Annotated in this window: 13 protein-coding genes; all 13 read left to right on the forward strand. The window is 40.9% G+C overall.

The window, feature by feature from the left end; genetic code table 11:
• Positions 1 to 6: 6 nt before the first annotated feature.
• The 13 genes from GR929_RS19515 to GR929_RS19575 all read left to right on the forward strand — a co-directional run bounded on the left by GR929_RS19515 (position 7) and on the right by GR929_RS19575 (position 19,549).
• Positions 7 to 1,497: a RagB/SusD family nutrient uptake outer membrane protein gene (locus GR929_RS19515; RefSeq protein WP_159523047.1), complete on the forward strand. Its 1,491-nt coding sequence runs from the start codon at positions 7 to 9 to the stop codon at positions 1,495 to 1,497.
• Between the two features lie 69 nt (positions 1,498 to 1,566).
• Positions 1,567 to 2,259 (forward strand): MORN repeat-containing protein, encoded by a 693-nt coding sequence (locus tag GR929_RS19520; protein ID WP_159523049.1) that lies wholly within the window; start codon positions 1,567 to 1,569, stop codon positions 2,257 to 2,259.
• 212 nt (positions 2,260 to 2,471) lie between these two features.
• Entirely contained in the window at positions 2,472 to 3,977 is a 1,506-nt protein-coding gene (locus GR929_RS19525; RefSeq protein WP_159523051.1) for a glycosyl hydrolase, read from the forward strand.
• A gap of 8 nt (positions 3,978 to 3,985) precedes the next feature.
• Complete coding sequence (locus tag GR929_RS19530) at positions 3,986 to 5,761, forward strand: T9SS type A sorting domain-containing protein (RefSeq protein ID WP_159523053.1); 1,776 nt, start codon at positions 3,986 to 3,988, stop codon at positions 5,759 to 5,761.
• The gene (locus GR929_RS19535; protein ID WP_159523055.1) at positions 5,761 to 7,653 is read left to right on the forward strand and encodes a glycoside hydrolase family protein; all 1,893 of its coding nucleotides are present in this window, start codon (positions 5,761 to 5,763) and stop codon (positions 7,651 to 7,653) included. The genes GR929_RS19530 and GR929_RS19535 overlap by 1 nt, the downstream gene beginning before the upstream one ends.
• 7 nt (positions 7,654 to 7,660) lie before the next feature.
• The gene (locus tag GR929_RS19540; RefSeq protein WP_159523057.1) at positions 7,661 to 9,793 is read left to right on the forward strand and encodes a glycoside hydrolase family 2 TIM barrel-domain containing protein; all 2,133 of its coding nucleotides are present in this window, start codon (positions 7,661 to 7,663) and stop codon (positions 9,791 to 9,793) included.
• Positions 9,794 to 9,811: 18 nt separating this feature from the next.
• On the forward strand, positions 9,812 to 10,669 hold the full coding sequence (locus GR929_RS19545; RefSeq protein WP_159523059.1) for a carboxylesterase family protein: 858 nt from the start codon (positions 9,812 to 9,814) through the stop codon (positions 10,667 to 10,669).
• 23 nt (positions 10,670 to 10,692) lie between these two features.
• Positions 10,693 to 11,826 carry a glycoside hydrolase family 172 protein gene (locus GR929_RS19550; protein WP_159523061.1) on the forward strand — a complete coding sequence of 378 codons (1,134 nt, stop codon included), beginning with the start codon at positions 10,693 to 10,695 and terminating at the stop codon, positions 11,824 to 11,826.
• Positions 11,827 to 11,994: 168 nt separating this feature from the next.
• Positions 11,995 to 12,669, forward strand: a complete 675-nt coding sequence (locus GR929_RS19555; RefSeq protein ID WP_159523063.1) for a GDSL-type esterase/lipase family protein — start codon at positions 11,995 to 11,997, stop codon at positions 12,667 to 12,669.
• Positions 12,670 to 12,689: 20 nt separating this feature from the next.
• A complete protein-coding gene (locus tag GR929_RS19560; protein ID WP_159523065.1) occupies positions 12,690 to 14,075 on the forward strand; it encodes a sulfatase family protein in 1,386 nt (461 codons plus the stop codon).
• Positions 14,076 to 14,080: 5 nt separating this feature from the next.
• Positions 14,081 to 15,808, forward strand: a complete 1,728-nt coding sequence (locus GR929_RS19565; protein WP_201301065.1) for a family 43 glycosylhydrolase — start codon at positions 14,081 to 14,083, stop codon at positions 15,806 to 15,808.
• A 26-nt stretch (positions 15,809 to 15,834) separates the two neighbouring features.
• Positions 15,835 to 18,291, forward strand: a complete 2,457-nt coding sequence (locus tag GR929_RS19570; RefSeq protein ID WP_159523067.1) for a glycoside hydrolase family 2 TIM barrel-domain containing protein — start codon at positions 15,835 to 15,837, stop codon at positions 18,289 to 18,291.
• Positions 18,292 to 18,337: 46 nt separating this feature from the next.
• Positions 18,338 to 19,549 carry a glycoside hydrolase family 88 protein gene (locus tag GR929_RS19575; protein ID WP_159523069.1) on the forward strand — a complete coding sequence of 404 codons (1,212 nt, stop codon included), beginning with the start codon at positions 18,338 to 18,340 and terminating at the stop codon, positions 19,547 to 19,549.
• The last annotated feature ends 11 nt before the right edge of the window (positions 19,550 to 19,560 follow it).

Genomic DNA, 19,560 nt, shown 5'->3' on the forward strand with positions numbered 1-19,560 from the left:
CAAAAAATGAAGAAAATATATAAATACTTATTAATACTCCCGGCTGTATTGTTTTTTGTACAATGTCAGGAAGTATTGGAGCAAGACGTGTATTCGAGTATTGAGATGAATGCCTTGTACGATTCGGAAAGTGCTGCGGAAATAGGCCTGACCGGATGTTATAACCGCTTTTTTAATGAAAGTGCCTATTCTCAGTTGATCTGTTATTTTCAGGTATCAACCGACGATATCAAGCAACCTAGTGGATGGTGTTTTCAGTTGAAAGATCGCACTCAGTTAACGGCAAATCCATCATCTGGTGGTGGTTATAATGGCTCGTGGGCCAAAATGTATGAGGCCGTTGCGAATGTTAACTTGTTTTTAGAGAAGACCGCTGAAATTCCAGACGACAAATTCAGTGGAAACAGGAAAAAAGAAATGTTGGCAGAAGGACATTTCTTACGTGGTGTAACTTATTATTATTTGACCATGATGTGGGGAGATGTTCCATTGGTACTCGAATTGAAGACTGGTGGCCCCGAGGATAATGAGATTGCCAAGTCAACACATCAGCAAGTTCTTGAGCAAGTTAAAGCTGATTTGACTATTGCCGCTAATGACCTGCCAGCAGTACTGGAAAATTATGCTGACGCTTCTGAAACTAACTTGAGGAAAGGACGTGCAAGTAAATGGGCTGCAAAAGCTTATTTGGCCAGAATTGCAATGTATCAAGGAGACTTAACTACAGCCCTTGCATTATCTGAAGAAGTTATCGCCAGTGGCTTATACCCTCTAGCCGTAAAATGGAGAAGTATCTTTGATGAGCCAATGAACTCAAGTGAGTCTATTTTTGAGCAACAAAATGATTATTCTCCCGGCTTTTTCGGTTCGGGTCTGTTTGGCTGGTTCATGGGATTTGATTTTGAAATTGCCGATCAAGTGTACGATTTATTCGATACTGCAGATGAGCTGATGGTTTCACAAGGAAAAGATATCCGTTGGGAATTTATGTACGGAGACCACCCATGGTCAAATAATATTGCTATCCGCAAACACGTTCCGCCAAGAGGATATGCCAACGGTGGAATTGAGCAGTTGAACTTTGTGTTGATTCGGGCAACCGAATTGTATTTTAATAAATACGAGATTTTGATTGAGCAAGACTACGAATCAAACAAGCAAGCGGCACTGGATTTCTTGAATACCATTAGAGCACGTGCTTATGATCCGGACTATGAAAATCCATTCTGGGATGTACCCAAAGGCACCACAGGAATTGATGCTCTAACATTGGCTGACGTCGACACGAAAGAAAAAATGGTTCAGGCAATCAGGGATGAAAAGCGCAGGGAAATGATTTATGAAGATGGCATGCGTTGGTTTGACTTGCTACGCTGGGACAAAGAGTATGCAAAGCAAATTACAAATTCTGCAACAGACAATCATCTATTCTTACCAATTCATGAAGATGAATTACTTAGAAATGATGCGCTGGAGCAAAATCCGGCTTATCAATAACCCAACTACAAAAAGAGCATGTCCCTATGGGGCATGCTCTCGATATTAACCTATAAATTCGATTAGACCATGAACAGACTCAGAAAATTAATGATAGCGCTAACTGCTTTGTTATTCCTTTCTTCCTGGCAGTTATTGCCAGACGATGATTGTAAAGTACTTCTACCGAAAATTTCAGAAAAATATGATGGTGATTGTAAAAGGGGGAAAGCACATGGCGAAGGAATAGCTGTTGGCGAAGACACTTACGAAGGAGAATTTAAAAAGGGATTACCCGAGGGAAATGGAACATATACCTGGAGTAATGGGAATGTTTATAAGGGTAACTGGAAAGATGGCTTAAAAGATGGTGAAGGTCAATTGGTAATTAATAGGGAAAATCAGCCAGATAGTGTTGTCGTTGGTTTTTGGAAGGATGATGAATACATTGGTAAATATGAAAAGCCATATGAAGTAGAATCGAAATCTTCAAACATTAACAAGCTGGTAATTACCAAGAAATCGCTAACTCCGAGTCAGGTTGAGATTATTATCATGCGGAAAAATTCGACAGTCGGTATTTCCAATTTGCGGGTTAACTCGAACGCTGGAACATTCTATGATAAAAGATTTGTTGTGGACAAATTTCCACTGGAAATGGAAATTGAGTTTGATTCAAAATCAGCAACAGGATTTGGCGCTGCCAAAGAGAAATTTACTTGCGAAGTTAAAATATTTGAGGCAGGCAATTGGCAGATTACCATTGATTTGTCAAACGTCTAGCAGTTTTCGATATTAATATCTGCCGCACACCTAAGTTCTTGTTTGTGAGCTGAATCTATAACTGCAGTCATCTATAATGCCGGTAACTTACTGCTGGTGTCCCTATGTTATTCGAAAAAAAGTGTCCGGATTTTCACTTGAGGCCCTCTTTATTGTATAATTTGACCATAAGGGCTAGCTATATCAGTGATCGAACATCTCAAAATAGTTTTATGACAGTAGAATTAATGAATCGATTGAAGAGACTAACAATTACAATTGTATTTTTAATTACTTGTTTTTCTCAAGTCGTATCTCAAGAGAATGAAGATAAATTCTCTGAGTTCGTGGGGGCAAATACATTTTTGGGAGAGTACAATAAGCAATACCTCGCCGACCTGTCGAGCTGTGTAAAATGGGTTAGGGAATACCACGCCTGGTCTCATTACGAAAAACAGAATGATCGTTATTCCTGGGCTGACACGACCAGTCGAAAGGATGATGTGTGGGCTCGTCATTATGAATTTTTGGAAACCTGCCGCGAACTTGGGGTTCAGGTATTATTGGATGTGCTCAATCGGCCGGATTGGGTAAATGACGAGCATATTCCTAACAATACAGGTGATGGTTCCAAATCATCCGACTATATAGAGCGTATTGAATTTGTATCCCAATTAGTTGCTCGGTATGGATCAACAAAAATTGATACAGCATTACTTGAAACCGAAGATAAGACATCAGGTACCGGATATGTTAAATACTTCGAAGATGACAATGAGCCTAATTATTGGTGGAAAATACCGGCGTGGAGTGCTGCCGATTATGCGCAATATTGTATAGGAGTTCATGCTGGCTCCGGCTTGCAAACAACAAACGAATACCCATTGCTCGGTATAAAGTCAGTTGATCCAAATGCGATGCATGTTATGGCAGGATTAGCAAAGATTGACACCCTGTACATTTCTGAAGTAATGAAGGCTTGCAACGGGCAAATTCCATTCGACATTTTAAATGTTCACATGTATTGTTCCGATCATAAAGATTATTCATTCTCGCCGGAGAATGAAGAGCATGGTTTCGAAACTTACTTTTTTGAGTATTTGAAGTGGAAAAATCGGGTTTTACCAGACATGCCTGTTTGGCTGACCGAGTTCGGATGGGATACTTACAAAAATGAAGATGGGCAACATTCATATGCATATGCAACTCCAGAAAGCCAGGCAAACTACTTGTTGCGATCATTCCTTATTTTAAAACACTTGGGCTTCGAAAAGGCTTTTATGTACATGGCCGGTGATACTGATAGTAAAGAGATATTGCAATATGCGACCTGTGGTTTGTTTATGGACAAAAAGAACAAACTAAAAAAGAAACTTTCCTACTATTACCTTGCTACACTTCAAAGGATCTTAGGAGACTTAGTTTATGACAAAGCACTCACATATCGCCAGAAACACGGGGAAAACGAAGTATTTAATTTAAAATTCACAGACCGATCTTCTAAAAAGAATGTATTGGTATTATGGACAAGAAAAATTGAGTCTGACCATGATAGTGGGGTGAAAACTGAATACCAAATCGAAGTTACAAAAGACGTAAATAATGCCTACCTGATTAAGCCTAATTATTTAGATATGGACGGAGATACCACTCTTGTAAAACCCCAAGGCGGTAATTTAGGTGTGGTACTTACAGAAACACCACAATTCCTGGTCATCGAAAATGACAACTTATTTTAAATGGAACCATGAAAATTTCTAGCATAAAAAAGACAACGATTAAGATTTTAACACTTTTGCTCCTTATCAGTTCCGTCACCCCTGTTTTTTCGCAGGATGAACGCCAAAATGTTTCTGATTTTTTAGGTGCAAATACGAATATCGCTGCGCACGATAATAAATATTTGGATGAAATATCAAACTGCGTAAAATGGATCCGGGAATACCACAGTTGGGCACATTATGAAGCGGCGAACAATTATTACAAATGGGATAATATTACAAAAGAACCGCATACTTACACCTGGCCAAATCACAATAACTTTATGGATGAATGTACTGAATTGGGGATTAACGTTCTTATCGATGCATTAAATAAACCGGGTTGGCTGGATGATGATCATATTCCCAACAATACAGGAGACGGCTCGAAGGCGTCGGATTATATTGAGAAACTTGAGTTCATGGGGCAGTTGGTGGCTCGTTATGGTTCAAAGCAAATTGAAGAATCAAAACTTGAAACTGCTGACAAAGCAACTGGCTTAGATATTATCAAATATTATGAAGATGAAAATGAGCCTGACTATTGGTGGTGGTCGCCCGAATGGCCGGCAGAAAATTATGCGACATACTGTAATGCGGTTCACGACGGGTACGGTGTTCAACCGGATGCATCTCATCCCTTACTGGGTATAAAGTCCGTTGACCCCGATGCCCAGCATGTCGTTGCAGGTACAGCTGGTGCTGATTCATTGATTTTTCATGAAATATTGCAACACTCAAACGGAAGGGTTCCTTTTGATGTTTTAAATGTTCACATGTATTGTTCCGATCATACGAATGGATATTCTCCCGAACACGAAACTTATGGCTTTGAGGTTAAGATGGAAGGACTTTTTAAATGGAAAAACCGTGTACTCCCTGATATGCCCATTTGGATAACTGAATTTGGTTGGGATACTTATAAAGCAACTAGCGGATCTCACTCATACATTTATGCAACATTTGACGCTCAGGCAAATTACCTGGTAAGGGCAAACCTGATTTTGATGAAAATGGGTTTTGAGAAAGCGTTCATGTTTATGGCTGCAGATGTCAACAGCACGAATGCCGGACAATATTCATCCAGCGGATTGATCAAAGATAAAAATGCGGGATATGAGAAAAAGCCTTCCTATTTTCATTTGGCTACAATGCAAAATGTGTTGGGGACAAGCTATTATGACGGAGTTGTTACATACGCCCAAAAAGCTGGAAACAACGAAGTTTATTGCCTTCAATTTGATGATCCTGATAATAATGGTAAAAAATATGCTCTGTGGACACGACAGACCAATTCGAACCAAGATAACGGGGCTACAACCGATTATCAGTTGGAAATTGGCAGTGCGTCAGCCGTTTATTCAATTGTACCATCTAATTTAGACGAAGACGGTGACACTGTTTCTGTGACGATGGAGGGAACGAAAGTAAATCTTACTTTGTCGGAAAGACCGATCTATATTGTTGCGTCAGAAATTGAGACCGGTTTTGATCAATTTAATAGTGTTAAAGCTGATTTGGTTGTTTACCCCAATCCAGCCCAAACTTCGGCTCAGATATTAGTTAAGCTTCCTGGCAGGAGCGAGGTAAGTGTTTCGGTATTTTCTTCTGATGGACAATTAATCCAGGTGCTGGAACAAAATGCTTTTGTTGAGGGGGAGAAAGTTTATCGTTTTGGTGACGGTGTGAAGTCGGGTATTTACCTGGTGAGGTGTCATAGTAAATGGGGAACGAACGTTAAGCGACTTGTAATTTTAAACTAATGAAACGAAATATTTTAAGACTTTTTGTGATAGAACTCTTTTTTTTCTGGATTTGTCCGGAAATAGTTGCGAATAAAGTCAATCAAGTTTGGGAGAAAGATGGATGCAATTTTCATCTTTCATATGACATTCCTTCCGGTTGTGACAAGATTATTCTGGAAATACACAGCGATAGGAATAAGGATGTTTCAAAACTAACGGATGTCTCGCCGGATAATACCAGGGGTGAGAATCAGGGAATGGTTCATGGAAAGGACATGTGGTTCCCGGTCATTGATTTGCAATTAAAAGAAAATCTACATGCAGTTGCAATTGTTGCTAATGTTAGTGATGGCGATCACTACAGCTGGAATAGTAATTTTTGGAATAGCTATGCTGAACTTAGGGATACTCTTGTTTTTGCAAATCACCTGGAACATTGGGAAAACCATATTTATGTGGAATCTGAGACAGCAGAACTAAAGAGTTTCTATTTGCAGGAGATTGTTGAATTGTCAGGATCAGGGAATCATTTCGATTACCAACTAACAACTTTATCTCCTGTTTGGAGCGGGACTATCAAGATATACTCTCATAAAGCGGGTGAAAAGCTATTACTGGATGAAGAGGTTATTACGGATAATACCGTTGGGAAAGAAATTCAAACTGATTCAGATTTAATTAGGGAAAATTTGATTACCTCCCTAAGCCAAAGCATTAGCTTCATCCTAAGTGCTCAAAACCTGAATCCACTCAGTCCGACTTATGGGGGTTTATTTCTTTTTTATGATTTAGACTCGAAAATGTACCGTCGTTCAGACTGGATGTGGACATACGGGCCTGCCATAAAGCTATTGTTAGATGCTTCAAAAATACCCGAATTAGCCGAAGAGTTTGGCTATGAAAAATTGATTGAAACCGCGAGGCTTATTGGTGAAGCGTCCCTCCGGTTTCAGATGTTGGATAAAGATCACCCTGCTTACGGGATTACCATTTGTCGCTACGATCCACGAATGATTTATGATGAAGGTTTTTCAGGCTATCTGAGCCCGGCTGATGCACATTTTCTGGCCGGATGGGGATGGATTCCACTCTATGAAGCGACAGGTGATCAGCGATTCCTGAATGTAGCGATTCTTCAATCTGAACAAATTGGTAAAGTGATGGAAGGCGATAGCATTGTTGAACAGGATTTCGTTTTGAAAGCCAACAAATGGAAAAACTGGACGATGGATGAATCCGGCTTTGGTATGATTGGTTTTTCCGAAACATACAAGTACACCAAAAACGAAAAGCATAAACAGATTGGCAAGGAATATTTGGATGGGCTGATAAACGTTCTGGAAGATCCCAGTGGTTTGTGGTATAGAACGTTTCATAGAAATCAGGCAGATCATACAGACGATTGCTGGCCAACAGGAAGACCGGTTGGAACTCCTATTTTAATGAAAGATGGGCAAACAACTCGTGGAAATGGCTGGGCAATGATTGGATTATTATCTGCTCACCAAATGATGCCGGAAGGTGATTATTACCTGAAAAAAGCAATTGCACTTGCTGAGAATGTTATTGGTAAACAGCTTGATGACGGTTCGTTTCCGTGGCAATTGTATGTTGATCCACAAAAAGTTGGGATTAGTGAAAAAGGAACACCACTATGGAGTTTGCTGCTATATCAACTTTATCAATACACCGATAATCCAAAATACCTGGAGGCAGCCCAAAAGGCATTGCTGTGGTGTATGGAACATCAATATACCGGAGATGATATTCTTGCAAGAGGAGGAATCGTTGGCGATACCTGGGCTTCAGGAATCGTTTATCGCCATTATTATCCGTTGATCTGTACTTACACGATGGATTGGTTTGGATTGGCCGCTTTAGAGCAATTAATATTATTGGAAAACAACTAGACTTAAAATGAAAAACTATATTCTTATACTACTAATAACGCTAACTGCCTGCTCGTCACAAAGCGAAAGAAAAGTTATGTCGCTAAACGGTGAGTGGCAGGTTTCGGAATCAATTACTCCAGATTATTTACCTGAATCTTATTCCCATACTGTTCAGGTTCCCGGCTTAGTTGATTTGGCGACTCCTGCTTTTGATAGTGTTTATTCAAAATCGCCGTTGCGAGATTATTTCTGGTATAAAAAAGAGATAAAAGTCGAAGGAAAGGTTCCTCCGGTTGCGATCATCAAAACGCATAAAATTGCTTACGGGCAAAAGGTTTTTGTAAATGGACAAGCAGTTGGCGAAAAGTTATATTCGTATACTCCGGAATTTTATGACGTTGCCGGATACTTAAAAGGGAATAATGAGCCAAACGAAATTGTAATTCGGGTTGGGGCAAATACCGATATTTTGCCGGATACAATTCCTTACGGAAAGGATAACGAAAAAATCCGGTATACTCCCGGTATTTACGATGAGGTTGAGTTAATTCTCACCGATTATCCGTACGTTGAAAACGTTCAGATTGTTCCTGAAATTGAAACCAATACAGTGAGGGTTGTTGCCTATCTGATCAGTGATCAGGATAAAAATGTTCAATTGAAATATGAATTGTCTGAGTTTAAAAGCGGAGCCGCAGTTAAAAATGGCAAGAGCAGGTCAAAATTATTAAAAGCAAATCAGTTGGATACGCTCGATTTTCGAGTTCCCATAGCTGATTGCCAGCTATGGTCGCCGGAGAATCCCTTTTTATATTCCATACATCTATCAACCGGATCAGATACAAAGAATGTCCGCTTTGGAATGCGTGAGTTCAAATTTGACCCAGAGAAAAAAGTTGGAATGCTAAATGGCAAGCCCTATTATATGAGGGGAACTAATTTGGCTTTGCATCGCTTTATGGATGATACTGTTCGTCAGGATTTGCCATGGAATAGGGATTGGGTGATTAAAATGCATCAAAAATTTAAGGACTTACATTGGAACACCTATAGATATCATGTTGGTTTTGCTCCTCATTTTTGGTATGATATTGCAGACGAAATGGGCTTTTTAGTAGCTGATGAGTATGCTTTTTGGGGTATTTTCCTTGATGACACAAGCCGGGTGAATACAGGACAACATGAACGTTACACGGCAAGCACATTGGTCACTGAATATACAGACTGGATGCGGGAGCGCTGGAATCACCCTTCCGTGGTCATTTGGGATGCACAGAATGAAACGCTTTGGCAGGAGGTTGGAAAAGCGATTAATCAAGTCCGGCATTTGGATTTGTCAAATCGGCCTTGGGATAATGGTTTCTCCGCGCCAATGTCTCCTACCGATTGTATTGAATCTCATCCATACTTGTTTCTGCACCCGTATTTTTTAGGCGATGATCAGGTTTCTAGAAAGGGAATGCTTTACGATGTGCTGGCAGGCGAATATATTGAAACTTTCAATGATCCGAACGAATATCAACCACCAATTAGTCGCGATCGTTGGCCAAATGCAATCATCAATAACGAATACGCTTGGGTATGGCTTACCCGTGACGGTAATCCTACCCCGTTAACCGAATGCGTTTACAGTCGCTTACCGGAACTGGACACACCGGAGAAAAGACTGGAATGGAAAGCGAGAACTCTGGCAGTAAAAACCGAATACTGGAGATGCCATCGTCAAATGGCGGGAGTGCTACATTTTTGTGCATTGACAAATAGCACGAATGCAATGACTGGAGACGACTGGAAAGACGTGAAGAATTTGATTCTGCATAAACCTTTTGAAAAGCATGCCAGATCAGCTTTTGCACCTGTCGGTTTAATGATCGACTGGTGGATTAATCACGCTAAGGCTGAAGAAAAAAAGTCTGTTTCAGTATTTGCAATCAATGATTTATATGAAACCTATTCAGGTGATTTGAAATTTCAGATTTTAAAGAACGAGAAGATTGTTTCCGAGTCCACAAAATCAATCAGCATCGATGAGGTAGGTCGAACAATTACTGACTTTGATATTGAAATGCCCAAAGAAACAGGCGACTATCAGTTAAAAGCCAGTATTGATTTTAATGGTGAGGAAGTATTCAGTATTCGTGATGTTAAAGTAGATTAACTGCCTAAAAACCAAACTATGAAAATTGCTATCAGTCTATTAATTGTGCTGTTCTATGTAGGAACAAGTTCATGCAATAGTCAAACCGTTGATGAAATGATCGAAGAGGAAACGTCAGAACCAACCTTAACGGATTTTCCGGTTAATGGAGGGTATCACCAGCCATTGTACCTTGATAAAACCAGTTCCCCGTATGGTTATTATTTCTTTACACCTTCAAGTTCATTGAACTCTGATGGGAATTATCCCTTGCTGATTTTTTTACATGGATCTGGTGAACGGGGAAATAGCACAACCACGCTAGCCGATTTGAACAAAGTCCTAAAACATGGTCCTACAAAAATGATTGAAAACGCGACATGGAATCCATCAACTGAAATGTTTGTTGCATCTCCACAATGCCATGGAGATTGGTGGAACAGGGATCTCGTGAAGCAGTTTATAGAATTTGTCATGGATTCAAATGATCAGATTGATACCAGCCGAATTTACCTTACCGGAATAAGTATGGGCGGCTTTGCTACTTTTGATCTGCTTTGTTCATTTGGTGAAGCATCACATCTTGCTGCTGCTGTGCCAATTTGCGGGAAAGGTGAATTAAGTGAAGAAGGGAATGAGAATTTATCAAAGATTCCGCTTTGGGTTTTTCATGGTGATGCGGATGGAACCGTTTCTGATGAATATTCTAAAGCGATTGTTCCCGCAATAAATGAACTCAATCCAAAAGTTCCAGCCAAACTGACGATTTATCCCGGTGTGGGGCATGACTCATGGACCAGAACGTATGATGGTTCCGGAATGGGATCGGAGGATTCGGCCTATGATGCATTTGATCAGGATATTTACACCTGGATGAATCAATTTAGGAGAGATTAATTTTTGATTCAAAAATTTAAACGATGAACAAATTGAAAATATTTCTTGCTGCATCACTGTTCATGTTTGCAGGAAATTTGATAGCGCAATCACTTTTCGAAAAACCGACAGGCACACAAACCCGCTGGGCCAGCGCCGAAAACTGGAAGGGAGAAAAAGGAAAAGGAGGAATGGCAAATGGCGGACGAAAAGGTTCTGCGTCATTCAAATTACCTGCCGGCCAAAGCAAAGTGTTGGCTGAAACGTCAGGAACGAGCGGAATGATAAGAAGAATTTGGCTTACTATTGATGAGCGGACACCTGAGTTTTTGCGCGGATTAAAAATTGAAATGTTCTGGGATGATGCGGTAACTCCAGCTGTTTCTGCACCTTTGGGCGATTTCTTCAACCAGGGACTAGGCAAAATGAAAACCTTTGAAAATGCCTTGTTTGCAAGCCCCGAAGGACGAAGTTTCAATTGTTACATTCCGATGCCATTCCGCAAAAGTATGAAAATCACGGTGACAAATACCACCGAAAAGGATGTGGCTATGTTTTTCTACGATGTCAATTACACTATAGGTGATAAGGTTGACGACGATGTTTTGTACTTCCATGCCATTTTCAATCAGCAACAGGCTACCATTTTAAAGGAAGACTATCAGATTTTACCGAAAGTAAATGGAACTGGTCGGTACCTGGGCGTAAATCTGAGTGTGGCAGTAAATGATGTAGAATATCACCGAGCCTGGTGGGGCGAGGGTGAAGTGAAAATTTATCTCGATGGTGATTCCGAATTTCCTACTTTGTGCGGAACAGGAACCGAAGATTATATTGGAACCGGCTGGGGACAAGGCGAATATGCTAATCAGTATCAGGGGTGTACCATTGCCGATGAACCGAATTTCGAATATGCGTTTTACCGATTTCACATTCCAGATCCAGTATATTTTTATGAAGATATAAAAGTTACCATTCAGCAAATTGGTTTTGCAAAGGGAGAGGAAATTGAAAAGTTGAGTAACATGAAAGGCCCCATCTATAAAGCTGGAAAAGAAATGGTAGAGGTTGATTTTTCAAAAGAAATGAACTACTTGTTTTTCGAAAGGTCTGACAATGTTACATCGTGTGCCTATTTTTATTTGGACTCACCGGAGTCACCTTTAAATGCCCAGTAGTCAGCAAAATAAACGAGACTAACTAATTAAAATTTTGACACCTGCACATTGTGCAGAAGTAATTCAGAAAGACGATGAAAAGTGGGTTGTAAGTCGCGCAGGGTGGGCGCGAGTAGGTGTTTACCTAGCCCTTTATTTTGGAGTGAAAAAAACTAAATATTTATATCTATGAAAAGGCATTTTTTTAAAATTAGCTTGGTGTTAATAACCACAATTCTTATAGCAGGAAACATTGCTTTTGCACAATATGATCCCGAAGTAAAGTGGGGGGAATCAATTGCAAAGTATGAGAAAAAGGATTCTGTTTCAATGCCCGAACCCGGAGGGATTTTAATGCTCGGTAGTTCATCGTTCACGATTTGGCAAGATGTGGGTGACTATTTCCCAGGAAAAAACATGGTCAACCGCGGTTTTGGCGGTTCAGAAATGAGCGATGTCCTTTTCTTCAAAGAACGTTTAATATTGCCATATCAGCCCAAACAAATTATTTTGTACGAAGGTGAAAATGACATTGCTGCAGGCGAAAAACCTGATTCAATTTTTGCTGAGTTATTGCAGTTGGTAGAATGGACGAGAGTACAAATTCCGGGTGTTCAGATTTCACTGGTATCGATGAAACCTAGTCCAAAGCGATGGGAACTTAAAGAAACAATGCTGGTAATGAATCGGAAGCTAAAGCAATTTGCTGCGGAAAATGAAGATATTGATTTCATTAACATTTGGGATCCTTTGCTCGAACCCGATGGGGTTCCGGAAAACGAAAACTACCGTGAAGATTTACTTCATTTAAATGCCAAAGGATATAAAATCTGGCAAAAAGCTATGAGCCCGTATTTGAAATAATAGACTAAACCAACGAAATCATGAATTTAAACCAATTAATCATACTGGTATTCGGCTTGCTAGTCACTTCTGGTGTAGAAGCTGAGAGTATTCGAAAAGAGAAACCCAATTACATTGTTATTTTTTGCGATGATCTTGGTTATGGGGATTTAGGATCATTCGGTCATCCTACCATTCGTACTCCCAATTTGGATAAAATGGCAGAGGAAGGACAAAAGTGGACCAATTTTTATGTTTCTTCTTCTGTATGTACGCCTAGTAGGGCGGGCATTATGACAGGCCGATTGCCAATTCGTAATGGCATGTGCAGTGATAATCATCGGGTTATTTTTCCCGAATCGAAAGGAGGCCTTCCTGAATCAGAGATTACATTCGCTAAAATTCTCAGCGATCACGGCTACAATACCGCGTGTATAGGTAAGTGGCATTTGGGACACGAACCACAGTTTTTGCCAACCAGTCACGGATTTGACTATTTCTATGGACTGAAATACAGCAATGACATGGATCGTGATCCGAATATTGATTATTGGAAATCATGTAGACATCCGAAGCAGGAATATTTTCAGATCTCTCTTTACCGGAATCACGAAATTGTTCAGGAACAAGCGATCCAGACTGAGTTAACCAAAAATTATACGAAGGAAGCGATAGCTTATATCGAGAAAAATAAAGACAAGCCCTTTGCGCTTTACCTGGCACATGCTATGCCGCACGTTCCGCTTTTCCGTTCCGATGAATTTGAGGGAACAAGTAAAAGAGGACGTTATGGAGATGTAATTGAGGAGCTTGACTGGAGTGTCGGACAGGTATTGAAAGCACTCAGAGATAATGGACTAGAAAAAAAGACATTGGTTGTGTTTACTTCGGACAATGGACCTTGGCTAATGTTTCAATCTCATGGTGGTTCTGCAGGATTACTTTCCGGGGGTAAGGGATCAACGTATGAAGGAGGTATGCGTGTGCCAACCGTTTTCTGGGGGCCGGGAATTGTTGAGCCAGGAGTCGTCATGGAAATGGGATCTACGCTTGATTTATTTCCGACCTTTTGTGCTCTGAGTGGGATTGATTTACCTCAAGATCGCATCTATGACGGAAGTGATCTTTCACCGCTTCTCCAGGGAGGTCATGAGCCAGTCCGCAACGAAATCATCTATTACAGAGGTACAAAAATCTATGCCGTTCGAAAAGGGAAATACAAGGCTCATTTTCTGACTAAATCCGGCTATGGAGGTGATCCGTTAGTGGTTCATGAAACGCCATTGCTTTATGATTTGGAGGTTGATCCGGCTGAGCGATTTGATGTCGCTTCGGAACACCCAGACATCATTGAGGAGATTAAAACGTTCGTCGATGCCCATAGAAGTACGCTAAAACCTGTTACCAATCAATTAGACTTATATTAAACGATATGATCAAGTATTATTCAGCCATTATTACTTTAATAATTTTTACATCGGCCTGTAAAATTAGCGGCAAGGAGGATCGTAAAGAGTTGAAAACGTATTGTAATCCGCTGGATTTAGATTATCGTTTTCAGTTGGAAGATCCTTCTCGCAGGGAAGCTGCTGATCCAACAGTCGTTTATTTTAGAGATCAGTACTATTTATTTGCATCAAAAACCGGAGGCTACTGGCATTCAAGAGATTTGGCAGAGTGGAGTTTTGTAGAAACAGATGAAATACCCACTGAAGAATATGCGCCAACGGCTATTGAAATTAATGATACACTTTATTTTCTGGCATCTTCCAGAACCAAAAGTACGATTTATAAATCCGGGGATCCTTTGTCGGGCAAATGGGAGATAACCAGAGATTCGTTGGACATTGCCGTTTGGGATCCGGCATTTTTTCTGGATGATGATAAACGTTTGTACCTGTTCTGGGAATGTTCGCACAGGTTTCCCATCAAAGGAATTGAACTTGATTACAAAAATAACTTTGATACCATTGGACATCCGGTAGAGTTTATTCTGGCTAAAACGGATGAGCATGGTTGGGAAGTTCCCGGAGACTATAATGAACGGATTGATAATCATCCGTGGATTGAAGGAGCTTGGGTAAACAAATATAGAGGGAAATATTATTTGCAATACGCCGGGCCAGGAACGGAATTCAAAAGCTATTCAGATGGGGTATATGTAGCAGGATCGCCGCTCGGGCCATACAAAATTGCGAAACATAATCCATTTGCATATAAGCCGGAAGGTTTCGCTGCGGGGGCTGGTCATGGAAGCACATTCAAAGATAAATACGGCAATTATTGGCATGTTGGAACAATGAGTATTTCAATGAAACACCCATTTGAACGACGAATAGGGCTTTTCCCAACTTTTTTTGATGAAGACGGTGAGTTGTATTCAGTAACCAAATTTGGCGACTTTCCCATTCAAATTCCGGGAGAAAAGGTAACGTCGTTTGATGATGTTTTTCCGGAATGGATGCTACTTTCCTATAATAAACCTGTACAGGTTTCATCGTCAATCGATTCGCTTCCTGCCTCAAATATGGTAAATGAGGATATCAGAACTTATTGGTCAGCTAAAACCGGAAGCGAAAATGAATGGGCGGTAATCGATCTGGAGAAAAGCTACGATGTTTACGCGATTCAGATCAACTTTGCAGAGCATGAAACCAATATTTACGACCGGCCCGATGGCGTGTTTCATCGGTATGTAATCGACTATTCTGTAGATAACAATAATTGGAAAATTTTGATTGATCAATCTCAAAATCAGAATGATCGTAGCCATGCGTATTTTCAATTGCCTGAAAAAGAGACATGCAGATATTTGAGAATCAAAAACATTGAGGTTCCTGACGGTAATTTTGCCATTTCAGGATTTCGGGTTTTTGGTTTGGGGAACGGGAAAGCCCCTGATGCTGTAAATGATATTGTACTGAACAGAAAAGATGACAGGCGCAGTATAACTTTGCGCTGGAGCTTGAGTGAGAGTGCCGACGGTTATAACATCTGTTACGGATCACAGAACGGAAAACTCTACCATACCTATCAAGTTTATACTGACACTTCTGTTACAATTAACAGTTTGAACACCAACTTATCCTATTATTTTACCATTGAATCGTTTAATCAAAATGGTGTTGGTAAAAGTCAAATTACGGAGTATGTAAAGTAAGGTATCTACAACCATAAAAACCTGTTATGAAAACAATTCCAACGCTGTCTATTCTTCTGATTTTGGTTCAGTTGTCCTGCCAACAAAAAGTTGCTGTTGAAGACAATAAGCAAATTAGTTTTGTTGCTCCAACGAATACTGAACGAATGCGCTTGTTCGATGATAACTGGCGTTTCGCAAAAACATCGAATGAGGACGCCATCTCACCAGATTTTGATGATCAATCATGGCGAGTGCTTGATTTGCCCCACGATTGGAGTATTGAAGACCTGCCTGAAGGGGAAGGAGTGATCGGGCCATTTTCTAAAAACAGCCCGGGAGGAGTCTCTACGGGATTTACGATTGGTGGCACCGGGTTTTACCGAAAGACTTTTTCTGTTTCTCCAAAGGACCAGGGAAAGATTTTTACCATTTATTTCGATGGGGTTTATATGGAGTCTGACGTATGGATCAACGGGCATCACCTTGGCTTTCACCCCAACGGATATACACCTTTTTACTATAACCTTACCGATTACTTAAAAGCACCTGGCGAGGAGAATGTTCTTGTAGTTCGCGCAAAGAACATTGGCGAAAACAGCCGTTGGTATTCCGGTTCGGGTATTTACCGGCATGTCTGGCTTCGGGTGACCGACCCGTTGAATATTCCGGTGTGGGGCGTTTTTGTTAAAACAGTTGGGGTGGATGAAAAATGGGCTACAATTGACGTTTCGACAACGGTTCAAAACCAGGGAGAAAAAGTGAAGACATTTGTATTCCGGCAGGAGGTTGTAGATGCCGAAGGAATTACCCTGGTTGAAATGCAGGGGAAAATGCCTACAGATGGTAGCTCTCTGCCAATGGAAACAAGTTTTGAAATTGAAAACCCGGAACTCTGGTCCCCTGAGCACCCGAATCTTTACACATTGAGAACGGAAATCAGGGAGGGAGACAGCCTGGTGGATCTTGTGGAGACCCGGTTTGGTATCCGGACACTGGATTTCAGCCCGGACAATGGTTTTCTGCTGAACGGAGAACCGGTTATTTTGAAAGGGGCCTGCCTGCACCATGATAACGGCATCCTGGGGGCGGCAACATTTGACAGGGCAGAGCAGCGAAAGGTAGAACTGATGAAGGCTAACGGTTTTAACGCGATCCGTACCAGTCATAATCCGCCATCACAACAGTTTTTAGATGCTTGCGACCGTCTTGGGATTTTGGTAATGGATGAGGCTTTTGACCGCTGGGAAGAACCAAAGAAACCGGATGACTACCATCGTTACTTTAAGCAGTGGTCAAAAAAGGACATTCAAAGCATGGTTATGCGCGATCGGAACCACCCGTCCATATTTGCCTGGAGTTATGGCAATGAGATTTATGAGCGGGCGGATTCTTCGGGCATCCGTATTGCAAAAGAGTTAATTCGGGCCATTAAGGAGAAGGATAACACCCGACCAGTTACCCAGGCTATTTGTGGTTTCTGGAACCATCCGGGGGATCGGCCGTGGTCAGATTCAGCACCCGCATTCGAGTTGATGGATGTTCATTCCTATAATTACCAGTGGAAACAATATGAAAACGATCATCAGCTTTTTCCTGAACGGGTAATAATTGGTTCCGAAACTTTTGCAGTTGAAGCCTATGAAAATTACAAAATGGCACTTGATAAGCCTTATGTAATTGGGGATTTTGTTTGGACGGGGATGGATTACCTTGGAGAGGCCGGCATTGGGCAGGCTTCTCTGGACTCGGTACAAATGGCTTATCCCTGGTTTAATGGATATTGCGGCGATATTGATCTGCTTGGTTTTAAGAAGCCGCAATCCTACTACCGCGATGTTGTTTGGGGAAGAAGTGGTCTGGAGATAGCAGTTGAGAAGCCGGCACCGGAAGGACACCAATGGGAGATTAGCAAGTGGGGCTGGCGGAATGAATTACCAAGCTGGAATTGGTCTGGTTTTGAAAATCATCCGATGGATGTATTCGTGTATTCTCCAGCTAAAAAAGTGACGCTGATGCTGAATGAAGTGCAGGTTGCTGAGAAATTTGCTACCGACAGTTCCCAATATGTTTTCCATTTTAAAGTGCCATATCAACCGGGTGAGCTGACAGCAATTGCATATAACGGAGATGACGAACTCGGACGGAAAACCATTCAGACAACGGGGAAAGCGTCTCAGATAGCGTTAAAAGCAGAAAGGGAAGCGATCGCTGCCAATAAAAATGACCTGGCATACATTGAGATCAATATTCTTGACGAGAATGGCCGATTGGTGATGGATGATGATCAGAAAATAACGTTCTCGGTTGAAGGCGACGCAAAGATTATTGCAGTTGGAAACGGAAATCCTACCGATATGAAAAGCTTTCAGTCCGATAGTTGTATGACATATTTAGGTCGATGTATGGCAATTTTAAGGCCAGGGGGTAAAGTGGGGTATGTAAATGTTACTGCCAAATCCAAGTCACTCAAATCTGATGGCATTGACGTAATGATTAAGTAGATATTATAGTATAAAAATAAATTCAGAACAAAAAAAAGAAGAGTAAATGGAGATTAAAATTAGAGGACTTTTTCAAAAAGTACTGTGTGTAGCCTTTATTGGGATACTAACTTTGAATGCAAGTTGCACGAATACAAAGGAAAAGGAAATTGAGCAGGTTATTAATGATGCGTTAAATAAATCAGTAAAGCAGAGTCTTTTAATGGCAGAGAAATATGCGGATCAACCTCTGGTTTTGCCACGATCCTTTGTTGATGGAGAAATGACTACATCTGACTATGGTTGGTGGTGCAGTGGTTTTTTTCCCGGAGTTTTGTGGTATTTATATGAGGATAGTGGTGACGAAGAGTTGTTAAAATACGCCCAACAATATACCCAAAGAATAGAAGATGCCAAGTATATGACAAGTAATCATGATGTTGGATTTATGCTGTATTGTAGTTACGGGAATGGATTGAGAATAACAGGAGACTCTGCATACAACGAGGTACTGCTTACGGGGGCAAAATCGTTGTCAACACGATACCGGGAAAAGATGGGATTAATCAAGTCGTGGGATTTCAATGAAAAAATCTGGCAGTACCCCGTGATTATAGATAATATGATGAATCTGGAATTGTTGTTGTGGGCATCGAAGGCTTCAGGTGATAGTATATTTAAGCATATTTCAGTATCGCATGCCGATAAAACAATGGTCAATCATTATCGTCCGGACTACAGTTGTTTCCACGTGGTATCGTATGACACGGTGACTGCTAAACCGCATGCCCAACAAACGTTCCAGGGATATAGCGATGAATCATCCTGGAGCAGAGGACAGGCCTGGGGATTATATGGCTTTACTTTTATGTTCCGCGAAACAAAAGAGAAAAGATACCTGGATCAGGCTAACCGGATTGCATCTTATTTACTGAATCATCCAAATATGCCGGAGGATTATATTCCTTATTGGGATTTTGATGCTCCCGAAATTCCGAAAGAAGAACGGGATGCTTCTGCTGGGGCCTTAATCGCATCAGCCTTAATAGAATTAAGCAGTTATGTAGACAAAGATTTAGCGGATAAATATTTGACTGTTGCCGATAAGCAGATTCGGACACTGGCTTCGGATGAATATACCGCTAAAGTGGGAGAAAACGGAAATTTTATTCTGATGCACAGTGTTGGGTCTAAACCCCACAACTCAGAAGTTGATGTGCCGTTGACTTATGCCGATTATTATTATGTAGAAGCGCTTATGAGGTATAAAAATCGATGAATAAAACAGCA

The organism is Sunxiuqinia indica (assembly GCF_009847015.1).
GTDB classification, from domain to species: domain Bacteria; phylum Bacteroidota; class Bacteroidia; order Bacteroidales; family Prolixibacteraceae; genus Sunxiuqinia; species Sunxiuqinia indica.